Source organism: Siminovitchia sediminis (assembly GCF_042680885.1).
Classification (GTDB): Bacteria; Bacillota; Bacilli; order Bacillales; family Bacillaceae_C; genus Siminovitchia; species Siminovitchia sediminis.
The window spans coordinates 59,837-73,857 of sequence record NZ_JBHUEO010000007.1; the positions used below are offsets into that span (position 1 = coordinate 59,837).

Annotated in this window: 14 protein-coding genes; 9 read left to right on the forward strand and 5 right to left on the reverse strand. The window is 44.3% G+C overall.

Annotated features, from left to right (window positions below; genetic code table 11):
* Positions 1–201: 201 nt before the first annotated feature.
* The 3 genes from uraA to ACFSCZ_RS04540 all read right to left on the reverse strand — a co-directional run bounded on the left by uraA (position 202) and on the right by ACFSCZ_RS04540 (position 3,396).
* Positions 202–1,482: a uracil permease gene (uraA, locus tag ACFSCZ_RS04530; protein WP_380772581.1), complete on the reverse strand. Its 1,281-nt coding sequence runs from the start codon at positions 1,480–1,482 to the stop codon at positions 202–204.
* A 244-nt stretch (positions 1,483–1,726) separates the two neighbouring features.
* The gene (pepT, locus tag ACFSCZ_RS04535; protein WP_380772582.1) at positions 1,727–2,971 is read right to left on the reverse strand and encodes a peptidase T; all 1,245 of its coding nucleotides are present in this window, start codon (positions 2,969–2,971) and stop codon (positions 1,727–1,729) included.
* A gap of 95 nt (positions 2,972–3,066) precedes the next feature.
* Positions 3,067–3,396 (reverse strand): winged helix-turn-helix transcriptional regulator, encoded by a 330-nt coding sequence (locus ACFSCZ_RS04540; protein WP_380772583.1) that lies wholly within the window; start codon positions 3,394–3,396, stop codon positions 3,067–3,069.
* A gap of 115 nt (positions 3,397–3,511) precedes the next feature.
* Here ACFSCZ_RS04540 and ACFSCZ_RS04545 point away from each other — a divergent pair, with 115 nt between their 5' ends.
* From ACFSCZ_RS04545 to ACFSCZ_RS04565, 5 genes are all read left to right on the forward strand, one after another.
* Complete coding sequence (locus ACFSCZ_RS04545) at positions 3,512–4,357, forward strand: VOC family protein (RefSeq protein ID WP_380772584.1); 846 nt, start codon at positions 3,512–3,514, stop codon at positions 4,355–4,357.
* Between the two features lie 163 nt (positions 4,358–4,520).
* Positions 4,521–5,108, forward strand: coding sequence for a biotin transporter BioY (locus tag ACFSCZ_RS04550; RefSeq protein ID WP_380772585.1), 588 nt, complete (start codon positions 4,521–4,523; stop codon positions 5,106–5,108).
* A 16-nt stretch (positions 5,109–5,124) separates the two neighbouring features.
* Positions 5,125–6,141 carry a biotin synthase BioB gene (bioB, locus tag ACFSCZ_RS04555; RefSeq protein WP_380772586.1) on the forward strand — a complete coding sequence of 339 codons (1,017 nt, stop codon included), beginning with the start codon at positions 5,125–5,127 and terminating at the stop codon, positions 6,139–6,141.
* 152 nt (positions 6,142–6,293) lie between these two features.
* Complete coding sequence (locus ACFSCZ_RS04560) at positions 6,294–6,422, forward strand: hypothetical protein (protein ID WP_380772587.1); 129 nt, start codon at positions 6,294–6,296, stop codon at positions 6,420–6,422.
* A gap of 120 nt (positions 6,423–6,542) precedes the next feature.
* Positions 6,543–7,913, forward strand: coding sequence for an FAD-binding oxidoreductase (locus ACFSCZ_RS04565; protein ID WP_380772588.1), 1,371 nt, complete (start codon positions 6,543–6,545; stop codon positions 7,911–7,913).
* Between the two features lie 167 nt (positions 7,914–8,080).
* Here the strand turns inward: ACFSCZ_RS04565 and gdhA are convergent, their stop codons facing one another.
* Positions 8,081–9,457 (reverse strand): NADP-specific glutamate dehydrogenase, encoded by a 1,377-nt coding sequence (gdhA, locus tag ACFSCZ_RS04570; protein ID WP_380772613.1) that lies wholly within the window; start codon positions 9,455–9,457, stop codon positions 8,081–8,083.
* A 291-nt stretch (positions 9,458–9,748) separates the two neighbouring features.
* Here gdhA and ACFSCZ_RS04575 point away from each other — a divergent pair, with 291 nt between their 5' ends.
* The 4 genes from ACFSCZ_RS04575 (at position 9,749) to ACFSCZ_RS04590 (ending at position 12,748) form a co-directional block, all read left to right on the forward strand.
* Complete coding sequence (locus tag ACFSCZ_RS04575; protein WP_380772589.1) at positions 9,749–10,651, forward strand: LysR family transcriptional regulator; 903 nt, start codon at positions 9,749–9,751, stop codon at positions 10,649–10,651.
* A gap of 109 nt (positions 10,652–10,760) precedes the next feature.
* Positions 10,761–11,447, forward strand: coding sequence for a phosphoribosylaminoimidazolesuccinocarboxamide synthase (locus ACFSCZ_RS04580; RefSeq protein ID WP_380772590.1), 687 nt, complete (start codon positions 10,761–10,763; stop codon positions 11,445–11,447).
* Positions 11,448–11,490: 43 nt separating this feature from the next.
* Positions 11,491–11,949: a nucleoside deaminase gene (locus ACFSCZ_RS04585; protein ID WP_380772591.1), complete on the forward strand. Its 459-nt coding sequence runs from the start codon at positions 11,491–11,493 to the stop codon at positions 11,947–11,949.
* 19 nt (positions 11,950–11,968) lie between these two features.
* Positions 11,969–12,748: a cobalamin-binding protein gene (locus ACFSCZ_RS04590; RefSeq protein ID WP_380772592.1), complete on the forward strand. Its 780-nt coding sequence runs from the start codon at positions 11,969–11,971 to the stop codon at positions 12,746–12,748.
* Here the strand turns inward: ACFSCZ_RS04590 and ACFSCZ_RS04595 are convergent.
* Positions 12,717–13,895 (reverse strand): MFS transporter, encoded by a 1,179-nt coding sequence (locus tag ACFSCZ_RS04595; RefSeq protein WP_380772593.1) that lies wholly within the window; start codon positions 13,893–13,895, stop codon positions 12,717–12,719. The two genes, ACFSCZ_RS04590 and ACFSCZ_RS04595, sit on opposite strands and share 32 nt — an antisense overlap.
* Positions 13,896–14,021 lie beyond the last annotated feature (126 nt).

Consider the following 14,021-nt stretch of genomic DNA (forward strand, 5'->3'; position numbering starts at 1 on the left):
GCCTTTCCCGCCTTAAATATTTTTTCTGGTTACCCCTTCTTACCAACAAAAGTAAATATGATATCCATTTCCAAGCAAATGGAATTTTAGGAGTCCAGTAATCATTACCTATATATCATCATCAAAAAAACAAGATTACTCAAACACAGTCCGGCAAAACCCGATGACGGTCTTTTTGCCGGACTGCAGATTCAGTCATGCCTATTCATTCGTCAATTTTAATCTTTCCAGCAGGTTGAAGAACAAGCTTAATACGATTGCAACTACGGTTGCCAAGCCCATTCCGGAAAGGGGAACGGTGCCGATTGTAATGGAAGCTCCGCTGATTCCAATGGCGAGTACTATACAAGTTAAAATCATGTTGTATGAGATATTATAATCGACATTCGCTTCAACAAGCATCCGAAGTCCACTGACTGCTATAATTCCGAATAGCAATAACGAAATGCCGCCCATGACCGGTGTAGGAATGGATGAAATCAAGGCTGCGAGTTTTCCGCAAAAGGAAAGAAGAACAGCAATGACTGCAGCTATTCCGATGATCCAGGTAGAATACACCCGTGTAATGGCCAATACTCCAATATTTTCTCCATAAGTTGTATTCGGAGTGGAACCGACAAAGCTGGAAATCATGGTCGAAATCCCGTTACCCATTAAGGAACGGTCAAGTCCGGGATCTTTGACCAAGTCTTTTTTTACAATATTGCCGGTAACGACAAGGTGGCCGATATGTTCGGGAACGAGTACAAGAGCTGCAGGCAATATCAGTAAAATATCAGACCAATTGAATTTTATTCCATAATAAGTAGGTGCAGAAATCCAGGATGCTTCCCTGACCGCTGTTAAATCGACCATGTTCATAGACAGGGCGATCACGTACCCTGCGACAATCCCCAAGAGGATCGGTATGATCTTCAAAAATCCGCGCATCGTCACCCAGCAGATGATTGTAATCGCCAACGTCAGCAGTGAGACTGTAATGACTTTTGGATCAGGCGACCATCCCTCGGGTGCATCGGCAGGTTTCACCAGCCCTGCCATGTCCGCGGCGACAGGAACCAACTCCAGACCGATGACTGCCACGATCGCTCCCATGGCTGCCGGTGGAAAAATAATATTGATCCAGGCAGTTCCCACCAGTTTTACAATCAATGCAACGATGACAAGGGTAAGGCCGACAGCAAAAAATCCTCCCAAAGCATACGCGTAGCCTTCGCCTCCTGCGTACTTGGACAAAACGGCAAACACAGGGGAAATAAAGGCGAAGCTGGACCCGAGATAAGCAGGTATTTTCCCCTTTGTAATTAGGATATAGAGCAATGTGCCTAGCCCGTTCATCAGCAGAATGGTTGCAGGGTCTACTTGGAACAAAAGCGGTACAAGTACCGTAGACCCAAACATGGCAAACAAATGCTGAAAACTGAGGGGAAGACTTTTCAAAATGGGTAAACGTTCATCTACCTGGATTTCTCTTTGACTCATTCTTTTCTCTCCAATACTTAAAAATTTCTCCTATGCAAAAAGCACCTTACCCAATAAAAGGCAAGGTGCTGGCTAATTTTTCCACAGCAAAATCTACACGCATCCTCTAAATGCGCGCGCACCTTGTCAGCCTCACGGGACTGGTTTAAAGGCATAGAAGATGTAATTGTCAAAAACATTATGTCAGCTGCCATGGAGAATGTCAATCCTTTTTTGTCAAAACTGAGAGGATATAAAAACTCTCCTATCCAAATTTTTCGGCACGCTCAACGAACAGCTTTGCAATTTCCACAATCGTCTGTACCGACTTTTCCATAGTATCCACAGAGACAAACTCGTAAGGGCCATGAAAATTTTCTCCGCCGGTAAAGATATTGGGGGTGGGCAGCCCCATAAAAGAAAGCTGGGAACCGTCCGTCCCCCCGCGGATCGGGGATATAACGGGTTCAATGCCCAGTTTTTTCATGGCGTCTGAAGAAATTTCAACAATTTCTTGCACAGGTTCAATCTTTTCCCGCATGTTATAATATTGGTCCTTTACTTCCAATACTATTCGGTCATACCCATATTTTCGGGCTAATTCATTCGCAATCTTTTTCATAAAATCTTTCTTTCTTTCAAAGTTCTCGCGGTCAAAATCCCGGATAATATAATGCAGAACCGATTGTTCGACATTGCCCTCGAAAGATAGAAGGTGATAAAATCCCTCATAGCCTTCAGTTTTCTCCGGCACTTCTTCAGCCGGAAGGCGGTTGTGAAATTCCATAGCAATCTTTTGTGAGTTGACCATGATGCCTTTAGCTGTACCTGGATGGATATTTGTTCCGTGGACCGTCAGTTTGGCGGCGGCTGCGTTAAAGCTCTCATATTCAAGCTGGCCGATTTTACCGCCGTCCACCGTGTAGGCGAATGAAGCCTGAAACGCATCAACATTAAACCGGTGGGGACCTCTGCCGATCTCTTCATCCGGAGTAAATGCCACTCTAACTTTCCCGTGCTTGATGTCAGGGTGCCGAAGCAAATAATCCATGGCTGTCATGATTTCGGCGATCCCTGCTTTATTGTCTGCACCCAGCAATGTTGTTCCGTCCGTGGTGATAAGGGTATGTCCTTTGCAGTCCAACAGGGACGGAAATTCTTTTGGGGATAAAATGATGTTTTGGTCCCGGTCCAGGATGATATCATGACCGTCATAATCGTCTACAATTTGAGGGTTGCCCCCTTTTCCTGTAAAGTCTGCCGCCGTATCCATATGGGCTAAAAAGCCGATGACCGGCACGTCTTTATCTGTATTGGATGGAAGAGTTGCCATGACGTATCCATTTTCGTCTATTGTTACGTCTGCCATGCCAATGGATTGTAATTCTTCAACCAATTGGCGGGCAAGTGTCAGCTGGCCGGGTGTAGAAGGACAGGAATCGTTGTTTTCATCGGATTGTGTATCGATTTTTACATAGGAGGTAAACCTTCGAATTAAATCACTTTTCATTCTAAAAAACCCCTTTCCTTATAGTATTGAACTCCCGGGACAATAATAAACAAAATAAAGATGCCGACTGACTCTATATGAGCAATCGGCATGCATCATTTTTCTGGTTGTTCAGCAGGGATTTCCACCCACTCTTCAGCCCACTTGGATATTTCATTCATGATTGGCTGAAGCGCCATTCCTTTTTCAGTCAGGGAGTACTCTATCCTTACTGGAGTTTCGGGATACACCTGTCTCTTTACGATTCCCTCTTTCTCCAGGTCTTTTAAACGCTCTGATAAAACCCGCGCACTGATCGGCATGGCGGATTCAACCGTACAGAAACGCTGGGGGCCCTCCAAAAGCTGGCTGATAATCAAACCGGTCCAGCGCTGGCCCAATATATTCATGGCTTTTTCGAACTTGGGGCATATATATTTGTTCATTTTGTTCACCTCGTTATTGTTATTATACCATTTTTTATTCTTTCTTGACATATAAGTTAAACTAAATTATAGTTACTTACATAAAGTAAGTAAAGAGGATGGAGGAAAACTTTTTATGAACCATATGCATCCCGTTATTGGGAAAGTCACATTAACTGTGCAGAATCTGGAGCGTATGACTGCTTTTTACCAAGATATCCTTGGATTACGGATACATGAACATTTGGAGGGACGGACATCTTTTACAGCAGACGGAAAAACGGTTTTGTTAGAACTGATAGAGGACAAAAAGGCTGCATTGAGAAATCCTCGAACAACCGGTTTATTTCATATTGCCTTCTTACTTCCGGAACGAAGTGATCTGGCAGATTTTCTGAAACATCTGGTTCAAATCCGTTATCCGCTTCAGGGAGCTTCCGATCATGATGTCAGTGAGGCCATCTACTTGGCTGATCCGGAAGGAAACGGGCTGGAAATATATAGAGATAGAGAGCCATCTGAATGGCGCTGGCAAGGCGATCAGGTGTATATGACAACCGTTGCGCTTGATGTGGAAAACTTGTTGGAAGATGCATCAGACTCCGGTTGGAATAGGATGCCGGCCGGAACCCTTGTCGGACACATCCATCTACAAGTATCGGATTTGGCAGAGGCCAAAGAATTTTACTGCGACGCGGTTGGTTTTGATCCGGTATTGAAATACGGAAGTCAGGCACTCTTTTTTTCTTGGCATCGATACCATCATCATATCGGATTAAATACATGGAACAGCTTGGGGCAGGGGCCGCCGGCAGAAGGCAGCACCGGGTTGAAACACTACACGGTTCTTTTTTCCGGTGAAGAAGAGAGAAACGAGGCTGTGAAACGATTAAGAGCACGGAATGCATGGGTCTCTGAGGAAGCGGATGTCATTATGACAAAAGATCCTTCAGGTATCCACATCGTTTTAGGGATGAAGTAATAAAAAAAGTACCAGAAATGGAGCAGATGCCAAGTCATAGCAAAAGGGCATTTCCATCTGGTGCTTTTTTTATTCCTATTGTAAACCAAATTAATAAATTAGTTGACATTGGAGAGTGACATCTATTATTCTCGTAATAGACCAATGCAAAGAGGTGACATAAATGGGGAGTGAAGTGGTTAAATCTAAGGGAAAGCTGAGAACGCTGGACATGATGTATGTTAGTCTCTTTTCAGCTTTAATGATGATCGGGGCGAACATTACTTCTTTCGTTCCCTTCATGGTAGTGGGAGGAGTTCCGATTACGCTTCAGGCGTTTTTTGCCGTTTTGGCAGGGGCTTTTCTGGGAAGTCGGCTCGGTGCCATTTCGATGGCAGTTTATGCGTTTATCGGACTTGCGGGGGCGCCGGTCTTTGCCCGTTTTCATGGAGGAATAGGCCAGCTGCTCAGCCCGACGTTTGGATTTATCATCGCTTTTATTTTTACAGCGTATATTACGGGGAAAATCATCGAAAAAAACAGTAAACTTTATTCTTATGTCATAGCGGCTTTACTTGGAACGGCTTTCAGTTATTTGTTCGGTACACATTGGATGTATGCCGCCTATAAATTATGGGCAGCTGCACCGGATGCTTTTTCGTATAAAGTTGCATGGATGTGGATGGCTGTTCCTCTGCCCAAAGACATTCTTCTGGCAATATTGGCAGCCTTATTTGCGTATCGAATGCAGGGGATTGTAAGAAAGTCATGATAAAGGAGACAAAGAGATGAATCGATTTGACCAAATGGCTGAGATGGTTCTGGAAGGGAAAGAATTGACAGACGAACAGGCCATGGAAGTATTGGAATGCCCGGATGACGAGCTGCTATCGCTATTGAATGCAGCTTATAAGGTAAGAAGAAAATTTTACGGGAATCAAGTGAAGTTGAATATGATAATCAATACGAAGTCAGGCCTTTGCCCGGAAAACTGCGGCTACTGCGCTCAATCGATCGTTTCGAAAGCGCCGATTGAAAAGTATTCCATGATGAAAAAAGATGAAATTGTTGCTGGGGCGGCACGTGCTGCGGAGTTAAACGCCGGCACCTATTGCATTGTAGCAAGTGGAAGGGGACCGGCCAGCCGTGAGTTGGATATTGTAGCCGAGGCCGTTAAAGAAATTAAAGAGAAACACGAGGGGATGACTGTTTGCGCCTGTCTTGGAATTTTAAAACCGGGCCAGGCGGAAAAATTAAAGGAAGCAGGGGTAGACCGTTATAACCACAATATCAATACATCAAGCAATCACCACGAGAATATCACTACTTCGCATACATATGAGGACAGGGTACAAACGGTCGAAGCCGCCAAAGCTTCCGGGATTTCTCCGTGCTCCGGTGTGATCGTCGGGATGAAAGAGAAGAAAGAAGATGTCATTGACATGGCGCGAAGCTTGAAAATCTTGGACGCGGACTCTATTCCGGTGAACTTTTTGCATGCCGTTGACGGTACGCCTCTAGAAGGAACCAATGAACTCAATCCGAGGTACTGCCTGAAAGTGCTTTGCTTATTCCGTTTCATTAATCCGACCAAAGAAATTCGAATATCCGGAGGAAGGGAAGTAAACTTGCGCAGCTTGCAGCCGCTTGGGCTGTATCCGGCGAATTCTATTTTTATAGGAGATTATTTGACAACGGATGGCCAAGAGGGGTCTAAAGATCTAAAAATGCTGGAAGACATGGGCTTTGAAATAGACATGGAGCCTTTAAACCGTGAAAAAGCTAAAGCTCTGGCTACAGTATAAAAAGAACTAGTTAAACGAAAATCCGAACGTTGACCCGAATTTCTTCCAGAAGAATTTGGATCAGTTCGGTTTTTCTTGTTTAAAGCTAAGTGAACGGTTAGTGAGACCCCAGTCTTTTTGCTTTTTCTATTCATGAGGGGCAGCAGTACACCATGTCAGAAATCAAGAGAGAAGACTGCAGATTGCAGGGTTTTCGACAAATGGTGCCGCAGGGACCGATGGCTTGTCTGTTAATCTATGATCAGGCATATGACCGGCAGTCAAGGGTTGTGCAGTCTTGATCAGTTGTCTTGTAAGCATAAAGGGTTGAAGCTGCGCCGCAGATCATTTTTTCATTTCCCTCTCAAGAAGCGTAATCAAATTATGATATGATTACTTTATACCAGTAAGGGGGAAATACCGTGAATATATACGAAGATTTATGCCTGCTAATCGGTAAAGAAAAAACATCTGTCAATGAAACGGTCTTGGTGAATCACAGCAAAGATGAATCTAATCATCAATCCGTTGAGCCGGACGTCGTTGTGTTCCCGGAGTCTACTGAAGATGTTCAAAAAATACTAAAGTATGCAAATACTCATAAGGTGCCCGTTGTTCCATATGGAGCAGGGTCAGGGCTGGAGGGGCAGTCTATTCCTGTTCAGAAAGGAATATCGGTCGATTTTGAGAAGATGAATAAAATCCTTGAGGTTCGCCCAGAAGACTTGGCTGTCATCGTCCAGCCGGGGATCACCCGTGTTCAATTAAATGAAGAATTGAAAAAATACGGATTGTTTTTCCCGGTCGACCCCGGAGCCGACGCATCCATTGGCGGCATGGCTGCGACCAATGCAAGCGGTACAATGACTGTGCGGTACGGGGGAATGCGGAGTCAAGTTTTGAACTTGAGGGTCGTATTGGCTGACGGTCGGGTCATTGAGACAGGGAGCCTGGCGAAGAAGTCATCTTCCGGTCTTCATTTAAACGGCCTGTTTGTCGGTTCCGAAGGAACGTTGGGGATATTTACAGAGATTGCGCTGAAATTGCACGGTATCCCGGAAGATATAGTTGCTGCGAGATGTTCATTTCCCTCTGTCAGCAGCTGCGTGGAAGCCGCGACAGCCATATTGGCGGCAGGTGTACCTGTAGCAAGGATAGAACTGGTGGATGCCCGTACCATTCAACAGACGAATGAATATTCAGGAACGGATTACCCGGCAGCGCCGTCCCTGTTCTTTGAGTTTCATGGCAATAGAGGCGGAAATCAAGAAGACATTGAGTTTGTTCAAGCGATTGTAGAAGAGGCAGGATGCCTGGAATTTTTGTCCGAGACCAATTCTCTCAAACGTGCAGCTCTTTGGAAAGCACGCCATGAAGTGAATTTTGCCTATCGTCATGGAAATCCCCGACTGGACAGCATTACTACGGATGTATGTGTGCCGATTTCCAAACTGGCCGAGAATGTTGAATTTGCCAGCAGAAAGCTGAATGAATATGGATTAAAAGGGGGAGTTGTCGGTCATGTGGGAGATGGTAACTTTCATTCAATGATCCTCTATGACCCAAATGTGAAAGGGGAATATGAAAAGGTGCTTCAGCTGACTGACGAAATGGTTGAGCTTGCTTTACAATCCGGCGGCACATGCACGGGTGAGCATGGGGTCGGCCTTGGGAAGATAGGATACCAAAGGAAAGAACATAAGGAGGCATTGGATGTCATGCTTTCTTTAAAGAGAACATTGGATCCAAACAACATTATGAATCCCGGGAAAATTTTTCCCGGTGAAGGATAAAGCAAGGCTGGGATATCGCTAAAAAGATTAATCTTAAAAAAATTGTTGGCTTAAAAAATGAACGGATGCAACTTCTCGTGGAAAAATTACATCCGTTCGGATTTCCTTTACCCTATGAAAAGAGGCCTGGTCAGAATTCAACCAGGTCTCTTCTATGGTACACTTTTTTAAATAACTCCCTGAACGATCATAGCATCTGCCACTTTTGTAAATCCGGCAATATTTGCACCGGCAACCAAGTTGCCCTTCATACCGTACTCTTCAGAAGCCTGAACGCTGCTCCGGTAAATATCTACCATTATTTTCTTCAGTTCCGTGTCCACTTTCTCAAGGGACCAGGCGATTCTGGAGCTGTTTTGAGCCATTTCAAGAGCAGAAACGGCGACACCTCCTGCGTTGGAAGCTTTTCCGGGTGCATAAAGAATTTCATTTTTCAGGAATACTTCAGCCGCATCATGGGTTGTCGGCATATTGGCACCTTCACCTACTGCTTTTACTCCATTGGCTACAAGCGTTTCTGCCGCTTGCTTATCCAACTCATTTTGAGTGGCACAAGGCAGGGCAATATCACAAGGAATTGTCCAGATATTTTGGCTGCCCTCAAAGTATTTAGCGTGAGGGTGCTCATTTATATACTCACAAATTCTTGCTCTTTCCACTTCTTTTAACTGTTTCAATGTTTCCAGGCAAATCCCATTTTCATCATAAATGTATCCGTTGGAGTCGCTGCAGGCCACTACTTTTGCCCCGTACTCCTGAGCTTTTTCAATGGCATAAATCGATACATTGCCTGATCCGGATACGACCACAGTTTGACCTTCAAAATCCATACCCTTGTCTTTCAGCATTTCATTTACAAAGTATATGAGTCCATAGCCGGTTGCTTCTGTTCTTCCAAGGCTTCCGCCGTAGCCAATTCCCTTGCCGGTAAGCACGCCGGAATCGTAATGCCCGGCAATTCTTCGATATTGGCCGAACATATAACCGATTTCTCTGGCTCCAACGCCAATATCACCGGCAGGAACATCGATGCCCGAACCAATGTATTTGCTGAGCTCTGTCATAAAGCTTTGCGTAAATCTCATAATTTCTGCATCCGATTTGCCTTTGGGGTCAAAATCCGCCCCACCCTTACCTCCGCCGATTGCCTGGCCGGTCAAGGCGTTTTTAAAGATTTGTTCAAAACCTAAAAATTTGATAATACTCGCGTTAACAGAAGGGTGGAATCTAAGTCCGCCTTTGTATGGTCCAAGCGTGCCGTTAAATTGTACTCGGAATCCGCGGTTCACTCTCACCTTCCCGTTATCATCAACCCAAGGTACCCGGAATGAAATCATTCGTTCCGGTTCAACAATTCTTTCCAGTATGCCGTTTTCCTTATACTTTGGATTTTTTACCAATACGGGAAGAAGAGAGTGGAAGATTTCCTGGACAGCTTGGAGGAATTCAGGTTCATGTGCGTTCCGTTGTTTTACTGATTCATATACACTGTCTATATATTTTTTGGCTGCCTGTAATTTATGTTTTTCCATTTCCATTATCATTGCCATTCAGTTTCACTCCCATTCACCAGTATTTGATTTTCAAGATAATGTCACGTCCTAAAATTTGGTTACAATTCATTTTATCTTTGACAATTAATCTAAAGCAATACACAATTGAGATAAGTTTGATGCTTTTTTGATATGAATCAAAATAAAAACGGAAAAACACTTGCAAATACCATTATGAACTGCCAAGCAAAGGCATATCTATTCACCAGATACATACCCCTTTGTCCGGCACAACGAAACTTATCATATAGCAATCGACTGATAATAAAGGAGGTTCTGTTCTTGGAACTGAGACAAATAGAGTATTTTATTGAGGTAGCTCAAAGAGAGCATATGACAGCAGCTGCAGAGGCACTGCATGTAGCGCAGTCTGCTGTCAGCAGACAAATTGTCAACCTTGAAGCAGAACTCGGTGTAGATCTGTTTATCAGGGAAGGGCGCAATATCCGCCTGACTCACCTGGGAAAAATGTTTTTAGAAAAGATGGAAACGGCAATGGATTTAATCTATGAAGCAAAAAGGGAAATTGAAGAACAACTGGACCCGGAGAGGGGAACTGTAAGAATTGGCTTTCCAAGCAGCCTGGCAGCTTCTTTGCTCCCAACTGTTATTTCTTCATTTCGGAAAGAACATCCGCATGTAAATATCCAGCTCCATCAGGATTCCTACCGGCATTTAACCGAAGCTGTTGTAAAAGGGGATATTGATTTGGCGTTGGTGGGTCCTGTTCCTAAAGATGATGCGAGGGTAAGAAGCGAAATTTTATTTGTGGAAAATCTGGTGGCCCTATTGCATGTGAAGCATCCGCTTGCATCAAGAAAATCACTGTCATTGGATGAATTGCGCAGTGATTCGTTTATCCTGTCGCCACAGGGATATATCCTTCAAAATATCGTAGAAAATGCTTGCCGGCATTATGGATTCACACCCCAAGTATCGTTCGAGGGAAAAGATATTGATGCTATTAAAGGTCTGGTTGCTGCCGGGCTGGGGGTTACGCTGCTGCCCGAAATTACTCTCGTGGACAGCTTGCCTCGTTCAACAGTAAAGGTGCCATTGGAGGAACCCAAGGTGACCCGTACAGTCGGGATGATTATTCCAAAGAACAGGAAACTGATGCCGACTGAGCTTCTTTTTCACCAATTTTTAAAGGAATTCTTCCATAATTTAAGCGGATTTCAGTAAAATATAGAAGACCGGAATGGTTAAAAATATCATTGGCAATGGTAATAAACCGGTAAAATTTTTATGATATGATAAAAGCGTATTAAATGAACGGATGGGGGAAAGCCAAATGAAAATGGTTTACGAGGGTAAAACAAAAACCGTATATGCATTGGAAGACGGGAATTTTTTGTTGAAATTTAAAGATGATGTTACAGGAGAAGACGGAGTTTTTGATCCAGGAGCCAACACCGTTGGCCTCACCATTGAAGGCGCAGGGAAAACCGGTCTCCGGCTTACGAAATACTTCTTTGAAATTTTAGAAGAAAAGGGAATTCCTACCCATTTTGTTAATGCGAATATTGAAGAGGCAACCATGACGGTCAAGCCTGCACAAATGTTTGGCAATGGTCTGGAAGTCATTTGCCGCTATCGGGCAGTAGGGAGTTTTTTACGCAGATATGGTATGTATGCTGAAGAAGGCCAGGAATTGGACGGTTTTGTGGAAGTTACATTAAAAGATGATGAACGCCAAGATCCGCCGATCAGCGAGGATGCACTGGCCATGCTGAATATTTTGTCTTATGAGGAATATAAAAGATTAAAAGAACTGACAAAAGAAATTGGAGCGATTATAAAAGAAGTGCTTTTGAAAAAAGGCATTGAGCTCTACGATATTAAGCTGGAATTTGGCAGGGTGGGAGAAAACAAGGACATTACTTTAATTGATGAAATTTCCGGAGGAAACATGAGAGCATTTAAAGACGGGGAATACATCGAACCTCTAACATTAGGTAAGATAATCCTGGAAAATTGATCACTTTTTTTCAAGTACTTTAAAGAAAAAGGAGGAGGAATCGTTGGATGCATTTATGAAAAGGGCAGTGGAACTGGCAAACGAGTCTGTAAAAGATGGGGGACAGCCATTTGGAGCCGTGCTTGTCAAGGATGGCAAGATTATTTCTGAAGGTATCAATGAGTTGCATAAGAAATACGATATTAGCGGGCATGCCGAACTGATTGCCATCCGAAAAGCACAGGAGCAGCTGCAGACTTTGGACTTAAGCGGCTGTACGATGTATGCAAGCGGGGAACCCTGTCCTATGTGTATGACGGCCATTTACTTCTCAGGGATTCAAAAGGTTTACTATTGCGGTTCAGTAGAGGACGCACAAGATGCCGGCCTGGGTAAATCTGTCTACGTGTACAGTCAGCTGGCGCTGCCCAGGAATCAGCGGGATATAGATATGGAACAAATGCCTTTGATTGAAGGCATGTCCAATCCGTTGAAGAACTGGAAAGACAGAGAGCCGAAGTAGCCTGAAGGGAGCTGCATGTATGCGAATTATTTCGCTTTGTCCGAGCAATACCGAATTGATTGGATATCTGGGGAAAGAAAGCATGTTAATTGCTGTGGATGACTACTCCAATTGGCCGGAAAGCATAAATGGCCTGCCAAGGGTGGGACCGGATTTAACTATTGATATGGACAAAGTGGAACAAATGAAACCGGATCTTGTCCTGGCATCTTTAAGTGTTCCGGGGATGGAGAAAAATGTATACGAGCTGATCAAGCGGGATATCCCTCATCTTGTTTTAAATCCTCAATCGTTGGAAGAAATTGCTTGCGATCTTGAAACTGTTGGAAAAGCATTGGGATTTCCTGATCTGGGGAGGGAAAAAGCTGCTTTTTTCAGGAAGGACATTGAGCGCTGCAGAATAGCTGCCAAAAACAGGAAAGGTTATTCAATTTATTGGGAGTGGTGGCCAAAGCCTGTTTTTACTCCCGGCGGTCCCAATTGGCTGACCGAAATTAGTGAACTGGCGGGAGGGCGCAATATTTTTGCGTCCGAACCAGAGGCTAATGTGCGAACAGACTGGGATGAGGTCGCTGTAAGAAACCCGGACCATATATGTCTGGTTTGGGTGGGAGTAGATGAAAAGAAGGTGCAGCCGGAACTTCTGAAGAAGCGTCCCGGCTGGGAAAATGTCAGAGCCGTTCAAAACAATCATGTGTATGTTCTTGGTGATTCCCTTTACTGCAGGCCGTCCCCAAGATTATTGCTGGGGCTTGAAAAGCTTATGGCTACATTGTCGGGTCAATCTTCTTTGCGGTAACTTGTTGTTCCGCATCATGGGGATTGACCCATTTTAATAGATAAAGAGCAATGATCGTGATTACCGCTGTTATCAGTGGAGCTGCATAAAGCTGGCCGGAATGGACGACTGTGCCGCCGAATAGTGCTCCGAGCCCAATGCCTATATTTAATGCGGACATATTCAGGCTTAATGCTAAATCTCCGGAGGCCGGTTCAGCATGTATCAAAGCTGCCTGGATAGCTGGATTGGTTGCCCACATGACCAGATTCCAGATAAATACAACGGCACCAAAAAGGAATAGAGAGGGCAGACTGGCTTTTAGCAATATCATGCTCCCGATTAAAAAAATGCAGGCCCAGGCCAGCGTTTTTTTGGAGCCCGCCCGATCCGTTATGCTTCCTCCTGCTGCAGAACCCAAAGTACCTGATACCCCGGCAACAAGTAATATGATGCCTACTGCTTCCAGCGAGTGCCCAGCTCCTGTCATAAAGGGACTGATGAACCCGTAAACAATATAATGGGCTGAAAGCAGAAGTATTGTAATCGATAACAAGATTATCATTTCCCGATTTTTTAAAAGTTTGGCGATGGAGTGATTTTCGGCAGCAGGCTCGGGTTTGATGGCGGGAAAGGCAGCCCATATAAATAAAAAGCATGCAGCTGACCCCAGCACAATCATCCAAAAGGCAAATCGCCATCCGAATGATACCCCGATAAAAGTACCAAGCGGAACTCCAAAAACATTAGCTGCGCTGAATCCCATATAGACAAGTCCCAAGGTTTTACCCCGATGTTTCGGATCCGCCAATCTGACCGCCGTAGAAAGGGTGACCACAATAAAGAGAGCCGCAGCTAAGGCAGTGAGAGATCTGACAATGGAAAGCATAAGAAATGAGTGGCCTACTGCAGATAAGAGATTTCCTGCAATAAAAATGGACAGGGAAATTAAAAGGACCTTCTTTCGCTCAAATCTGGCGGTAACCCGCGCAAGAAATGGGGCTCCCAACGCAAATGACAGGGCATAGATTGTAATAAGCTGCCCTACAAGCGATTCCTGTGTATGCAAATCAGCTGAAATCAGTTCCAGAATGCCTGTTATAATCAATTCTGCCGTACCTACGGTGAATGTTCCTAAGATTAAAATGCATAATAATCCTTTTTGCATCTTTTATCAGCTTCTCTCTAACGTGATTAATGATATCCATAGACAATCATGCCATTTGAAAAGTAAAATATCAATGAGGTTGAGAGTTCCAGGAAAGGGAAACTGACAGAACAAAAAACAGAAAGG